The sequence below is a fragment of the Candidatus Protofrankia californiensis genome, from assembly GCF_900634765.1.
In the GTDB taxonomy this organism is placed as follows: domain Bacteria; phylum Actinomycetota; class Actinomycetes; order Frankiales; family Frankiaceae; genus Protofrankia; species Protofrankia californiensis.
The window spans coordinates 29,035-36,017 of record NZ_CAAAFT010000061.1; the positions used below are offsets into that span (position 1 = coordinate 29,035).

The 6,983-nt window shown below is 69.9% G+C and carries 4 protein-coding genes; all 4 read right to left on the reverse strand.

Annotated elements, in window-relative coordinates; genetic code table 11:
- Positions 1-76: 76 nt before the first annotated feature.
- On the reverse strand, positions 77-2,245 hold the full coding sequence (gene ftsH / locus DD1DGNOD_RS03640; RefSeq protein ID WP_131765235.1) for an ATP-dependent zinc metalloprotease FtsH: 2,169 nt from the start codon (positions 2,243-2,245) through the stop codon (positions 77-79).
- A gap of 377 nt (positions 2,246-2,622) precedes the next feature.
- A complete protein-coding gene (gene hpt, locus DD1DGNOD_RS03645) occupies positions 2,623-4,452 on the reverse strand; it encodes a hypoxanthine phosphoribosyltransferase (RefSeq protein WP_131765236.1) in 1,830 nt (609 codons plus the stop codon).
- 125 nt (positions 4,453-4,577) lie between these two features.
- Positions 4,578-5,780: a zinc-dependent metalloprotease gene (locus tag DD1DGNOD_RS03650; protein ID WP_131765237.1), complete on the reverse strand. Its 1,203-nt coding sequence runs from the start codon at positions 5,778-5,780 to the stop codon at positions 4,578-4,580.
- A 135-nt stretch (positions 5,781-5,915) separates the two neighbouring features.
- On the reverse strand, positions 5,916-6,983 hold a 1,068-nt coding region (gene dacB / locus DD1DGNOD_RS03655), incomplete at its 5' end, for a D-alanyl-D-alanine carboxypeptidase/D-alanyl-D-alanine endopeptidase (RefSeq protein ID WP_131769444.1).

Below are 6,983 nucleotides of genomic sequence, written 5' to 3' on the forward strand. Positions count from 1 at the left end.
GCCTCGCACCCACCGGCATCCACGGGGGCTGAGGCAAGGGAGGTGTAGCCGGTGGGTGCGAGGCCGAAATCGGTCGTCAACGGCGTCCCCTGTCGTCGTCGTTCGGCAAGCTCGGTGGCGCCCACGGGTCCGAGATCCGTGGTACGGGTGACGACGGCGCCGGGGAGCTCGCACGGGTGTCCTCCTCCGCGGGTACCGGGGAGTCAGCAGAGCCAACCGGAGTGGCTCCGGATCCATTCCCGCCGGTCGCACCGGAACCGTTGCCGTTGTTGCCGCGTCCGGCTCCGTTCGTCCGGCCGCTGTGCCCCGCGCTGGTGCCTGTGACGAGGTCGGTGACGTCGCCGGGCTTGTGCACGCCCAGCTCGGCCGGGGTCATCACCGGTGGCCGGTCGGACGGCAGGCGCTTGCCGACACCGGTGTAGGAACCGCGGTTGGGCCGCTTCTCCACGGTCGCGAAGATCTCCAGGACCTCGTCCTTGCCGAGCGTCTCGACGTCCATGAGACGCAGGACGAGGTTGTCCAGGACGTCCCGGTAGCGGACGAGGATCTCCCAGGCCTCGTCGTGCGCCGACTCGATCAGCTGACGGACCTCGGCGTCGATCTCCGCGGCGAGCTCCTCGGAGTAGTCGCGCTGGTGGCCCATGTCGCGTCCGAGGAACACCTCGTTGCTCTCGCCGCCGAACTTGACCGCTCCGAGCTTGTCGCTCATCCCGAACTGGGTGATCATGGACCGGGCCATCTTCGTGGCCTTCTCGATGTCGTCGCTGGCGCCCGTTGTCGGCTCGTGGAACACCAGTTCCTCGGCGGTCCGCCCGCCCAGGAACATCGCGAGATCGTCCAGCATCTCCGACCGGGTGCGCAGGTAACGGTCCTCCATGGGCAGCTGCATGGTGTAACCCAGGGCTCGCCCGCGAGGCAGGATCGTGACCTTGTGGACGGGGTCGCTGTTCGGCAGCGCGTGCCCGACCAGCGCGTGCCCGCCCTCGTGGTAGGCGATCCTCTTCTTCTCCTTGTCGCTCATCACCCGGTTCTTGCGTTCCGGACCGGCCATCACCCTGTCGATCGACTCCTCCAGCAGGGCCGAGGAGATGAGCTTGCGGTCCGACCGGGCGGTGAGCAGCGCGGCCTCGTTGAGCACGTTCGCGAGGTCGGCACCGGTGAACCCGGGGGTCCGGCGCGCGATGACCAGCATGTCGACGTCCGACTCGATCGGCTTGCCCTTGGCGTGCACCTTCAGGATCGCCTCGCGGCCGAGCAGGTCGGGCCGGTCGACAACGATCTGCCGGTCGAACCGCCCCGGGCGCAGCAGCGCCGGGTCCAGGATGTCGGGCCGGTTCGTCGCGGCGATGAGGATCACGCCACCCTTGACGTCGAACCCGTCCATCTCGACCAGGAGCTGGTTGAGGGTCTGCTCACGCTCATCGTGGCCACCACCGAGACCGGCCCCGCGGTGACGACCCACCGCGTCGATCTCGTCCACAAAGATGATCGCCGGCGCGTTGGCCTTGGCCTGCTCGAACAGGTCCCGGACGCGGCTCGCGCCGACACCGACGAACATCTCCACGAAGTCCGAACCGGAGATCGAGTAGAACGGCACGCCGGCCTCGCCTGCGACCGCGCGAGCCAGCAGCGTCTTGCCGGTACCGGGCGGCCCGTACAGCAGCACGCCCTTGGGAATTTTGGCCCCCATCGCCTGGAATTTGCTGGGGTTCTCCAGGAACTCCTTGATTTCCTGGAGCTCCTCGATGGCCTCGTCGGCGCCGGCCACGTCAGCGAACGTCGTCTTCGGCGTGTCCTTGCTGACAAGCTTGGCCTTGGACTTGCCGAAGTTCATGACCCGGTTGCCGCCGCCCTGCATCTGGTTCATGAAGAAGAACAGCAGGAGTACCACCAGCAGCACCGGCAGCAGGTTGAGCAGCAGCGACACGATGATATTGCCCTGCTCGACCTTGACCTCGTAGGCGATGTTCTGGTGACGCAGCTCGTTGGCGAGGTTAACGGCCTGGTCGGTGACGTACGACGACTCGTACTTGGCACCGTCCTTCATCTTGATCTCGATGCGCTGCTTCGAGTCCTGGATGGTTGCGTTCGCGACCTGCCCTGAGGCGATCTGCTGCTGGATGAAGTTCAGGTCACGCTTGGAGTACTCGCCTGAGCCCGACAGCACGTTGGTCGCGAGAATGATCACGAGTGCGGCCAGGAGCAGTAGAGGCACCCAGCCGCGGAAGATTCTTCTTGGAGTCATCTGCCTGGAGCGCTTGACACGCGCGCTCCACCCTCCTGACGTGTGTGCCGCCCTCGTTCGGGATTCCCTTGTGCCGAGGGTACCGCCGGTACGCGCGCCTTACCGCGCGTACATCCGAGCAACGGACAACTGATGCGTACCGTTCCACAGCGGTGCCCCGAATGGGCGGTTCGTGGCGTGATCCTCCACCGCCGAGCCGCCGGATTCGCTTCCCGTGCGGTCACCGGCCGTGTCAGCGCGCATCCGATGCCTGCGGTACCGGCGAGCCACCTCACCGCCCGTATGAACTGATGCCATTCTATAACAGCCGATATCACTTGATATCAACCGATATCGGAAGATAAGACGTATATCGGTCGATATCCACCGGGCAAACCCTACCGGCCGCCGCGCTCGATCGCGTCCGCGTTCAGCGTACCTACGTAGGGTAGCGTGCGGTAGCGCTCGGCATAGTCCAGGCCGTAGCCGACCACGAAGGCGCTCGGGATGTCGAAGCCGACGTACCGGACGTCGATGTCGGCCGCCAGCGCCTCCGGTTTGCGCAGCAGCGTGAGCACCTCCAGGGACGCAGGCCCGCGCGAGCGCAGATTCCGCAGCAGCCACGACAGGGTCAGACCGGAGTCGATGATGTCCTCGACCACCAGGACGTCCCGCCCCTCGATCGAACGGTCCAGATCCTTGAGGATGCGCACCACACCCGAGGACGACGTGGACGAGCCGTACGACGAAACGGCCATGAACTCCATGGTCACCGGCACGGTCAGGGCCCGGGACAGGTCGGCCATCACCATCACCGCGCCCTTGAGGACGCCGAGGAGCAGCACCTCGCGGCCGGCGTAGTCGGCATCGACCCGTGCGGCCAGCTCCCCGATCCTGGTGGCGATGTCGCCGGGGGCGACCAGCACCTCGGCGATGTCGGGATGCCGGTCGGGCCGCGGGGGCAGTTCCGTTCCCGACCCGATCCCGCCGAAGCCGATCTCGTCGGGCATCGTGTGCGCAGCGGCCACCTGAGCCTCCCTGGAGTGTCCGCGCGGCGGGCCTACGAGGGCGTCCCGCGCGTGGGTGCTGGACTGGATCCCGGAGCCGGAGGTCCGCGGCCGGGGGGGCGTCTCCCCCCGGTTCGCGGCCTGGAGTCCGGCGGCCTGGAACACCGAGATCCTGTCATCCGCGCGCAGGGCGACGACACCCGACGGCAACGGGACGGGCTTCTGCCCGCGCCATCTGGTCACCAGATCGTCCATGGCCCGGACATGCTCGGCCCGCAGGCCTGTCGGTGCGCTTCCGGCGGCCAGGGCCGCCCGCCGCAGTAGCCGTGTGCGCAGCGCCTCGCTGAGCGCGGCGAGCCCGGCGAGGTCCAGGTCGACCCGGGCCGGCAACCCAGGTGTGCCCCCGGCGCTGTTCCTCGGTTCGCTTCCCGGTCCGTCGAGCGGCCCGGACGCGGGAGAAGCATGATCGCGCCGCCTTTGGTCCTCCGGGGCCACGACCAGACGGTCGTAGGCGAGCGCCGCGTCGGCGTCGAGCGCGGTGGTGTCCGCCCGTAGCAGGTCCGCCGTGCGCGCGAGAGCCTCGGCGATGCCCGGCCCGATGGCGTCCTCCAGAACGGGCAGGACCCGGTGACGGACCCGGGCTCGCGCGAACGCCTCGTCGGCATTGGCCGGGTCGTCCCATGGCGTCAGCCCGTCGGCGAGGCATGCGCTACGCGTCACCGATCTGCGGACGTCCAGCAACGGCCGCCTGATCACCCCGTCCAGGCGGGGCATGCCTGCCAGCGAGCGAGCGCCCGACCCGCGGGCGAGCCGCAGCAGCACCGTCTCGGCCTGGTCGTCAAGGGTATGCCCGAGTAGGACCGCACCCGCCTGCAACCGTTGCGCGGCGTCGATCAGAGCGGACCGGCGAGCGTCGCGGGCGGCACCCTCCGAGCGCGGAGAGTATGCCGGTAGCACCTCGACGGGGTCGAGCCCGAGCGCCCGGCCGCACACGGCCACGGTGGCCGCATGCGCCGCGGAACCCTCATACCAGCCATGGTCGACGGTGACGAGCCCGGCGCGCAGGGCCCGGCGCGGGGCGATGAACGCCAGCGCGGCGGCCAACGCCAGCGAGTCCGGCCCACCGGAGCAGGCCGCCAGCACCAGGCTGCCCGGAGCAAGGTCGGCAATCGACCGCCGAACGGCTACCCGGACCTCGGTCACGGCCCTGCGTTCCCGCATTACGCCCCGTGTTTCCGTGTCGCCCCGCGTTCGGAGGTCATCCCGTATTCCGGCGTCGTCGTGCGCACACCGTATGCCCCTGTGGGCAGACCCCGTTCGCTCTGCCTGGTGATCAACACCCCTGTTCAAGCCGACAGGGACGGACGTGAGCCCAGCACACGCTGCATCCAGGCCCCTGGATCGACCAGCTCCGCACGGGTCGGCAGTGTTTCGGGGGACTGCCAGACCAGGTTGAACGCGTCCACCCCGGCCTCGGCGACAACAGCCCGGACGAACGCGCCGCCCTGCCGGTACTGCAGGAGCTTGAGGTCCAGCCCGAGCAGGCGGCGGACGAAGCGGTCGATCGGCGAACCACCGCCACGGCGGCTGTCGAAGCGCGACCGGATCTCGGTGACAGTCGGCACGACCTTCGGGCCGACCGCGTCCATGACCTGGTCGGCGTGCCCTTCCAGGAGGGTCATCAGTGCCTGTAGGCGGTCCAGGACCTGCCGCTGGGCGGGAGTCTGGAGCGCCTCCACGATGCTCGTCGCGTTCGGCCCGCGGTCGAGCACAGCACCGCGCACGGCGGTGACGGCCGACTTCACCCGCTCGGCGAGCACCTCCGGGTCGAGATCGGTCGCCTCGATGAACGCGCCGATCTCGTCCTCCAGGTGCTGGCGCAGCCACGGGACGGCGGTGAACTGGATGCGATGGGTCTGTTCGTGCAGGCAGACCCACAACCGGAAGTCGCGCGGGTTGACTCCCAGCGTCTGTTCGGCGTGGGCGATGTTCGGCGCGACCAGGCTGAGACGCCCCGCTGCGGCGACGGCCGGCCGGGCCTGGGCGGCATCGCCCTCCCCGGCCCTGGAGGTCAGGCCTTCCCCGAGGGCCTTGGCCGGTTCCCCGGCCCCGGAGGCCCCGGTTGAGGCGGGGTCGGTCGCGGCGGTTTCCTCGGGCGGGAGAAAGAGCTCATACTGCCCCAGGACCTTGCCCGCGAGATAGGCCAGGGCGGTGCCGAGCTGGACACCGGTGACCGTACGTCCGACAGCGGTGGACAACCTGCCCCGGTCGCGGTCCGCCAGCTTGCTCAGCAGCGGCACGGTGACCACCCGCAGGCCGGCGACGTTCGAGCGGATCCATTCGGGACGGTCCACCACGGCGATCGGGGTGGCCGGACCGGCCGGATCCAACCGGGTGTATGCCTGGACATGGCCTTCCGCTTCGACGGCCAGCCGCCGCAGGTCCGTAACCACCGCGTCCGCTTCGGTGCGGGGCAGCAGCGGGCCTGGCCGGACAAGCCGCCGTGCTGTCGCTACGGCGAGATCCCAGTCGACTGGCTCGGCGTCCACATCCGCCAGCCTATGTCCTCTCCCTGTGGATGACAGCCTTATCGCTGCCGCGCGCCTGTTGCCACCGACCACCTGCCGCGCTACCGCCGGGTGATTTCCCCGGATGCCCGCTGCCGCGTCCGGGCGTCTCGCGCATCAGCATCCGCATGAGGCGAGCGCGACGGCCACCTGGTCGAGGGCGGCGCGGGTGGCTCCGGCCTCCTCGACCGGGGCGAAGAAGCCGAACAGCAGGAGCCGGCCGTTGGTGTCCACGACCTGGCCGGCGAGGCTTGTCACGATGCGCAGGCTGCCTGTTTTCGCGCGTACGTCACCGGCGCCGGCGCGAGTGTCGGGCGAGCCGTAGCGGTCGTTCAGCGTCCCGGAGAATCCTGCGACCGGAAGCCCTGTGAGCAGGGTCCGCAGCGCCGGGTGTCCGGGCAGGACGGCCGTCCGCAGCAACGCCACCAGCGTTGCCGGGGCGATCTGGTTCGACGTCGACAGTCCGCTGGTGTCCGCCAGGTTTGCGCCCGCGGTGGGCACGCCGAGTTCCCGCAGGACGTCGAGTACCGCTCGCGTGGCGCCGTCGAACGACGCCGGAAGGCCGCGGGTGTGGGCTACCAGCCGTCCCAGGCTTTCGGCCAGGTCGTTGTCGGAGTACGTCAGCATCCGCTCGACCAGCAACGGGATCGGCGGGCTGTGGACCGCGGCGACCTGCCGAGGGCCGCCGGAGCCACCGGATCCGGGGTTGTCGGGCCCGGACCCGGCGGGCCTGGACCCGGACCCGGACCCGGCGGGCATGGCGCCGACAGCGGTCGACGCGACCTGTACACCGGCCCGGCGTAGCGCTGCCGCGAAGGCGTTCACTGCGGCCAGGTCCGGGGTTGTGGTCCGCGGGCCGGTCGAGCCGGGTGTGGGGCGTCCGCCGTCCACCTCGAGTGCGGACACCGGCGTGATATTGCCGTCGGTGACGTAGCCGTCGCGCCAGCCCGTCGCGGTGGACGGTCCGGTGAACAGAGTCCCGTCGCCGACCAGTCGGTCGACCTGGGTGATGCCGGCCGCGCGTACCTGTGTGGCCAGATCTGACAGGCGGGCGAGGGATGGGTAGCCCGCCGGTCCGGTCGCGGCGGTAAGCGTCGGGTCGCCCGCGCCGACAAGCCACAGCGTCCCGCCGCCGGCCGGGGCGGCGGGGTCCGAGACCCTCGCGGTACCGGTGTCCTCCGTACT

Coding starts and splice junctions, on each gene's coding strand:
- ftsH (WP_131765235.1), bottom strand. CDS start 2,245: ATGACTCCAAGAAGAATCTTCCGCGGCTGGGTGCCTCTACTGCTCCTG.
- hpt (WP_131765236.1), bottom strand. CDS start 4,452: ATGCGGGAACGCAGGGCCGTGACCGAGGTCCGGGTAGCCGTTCGGCGG.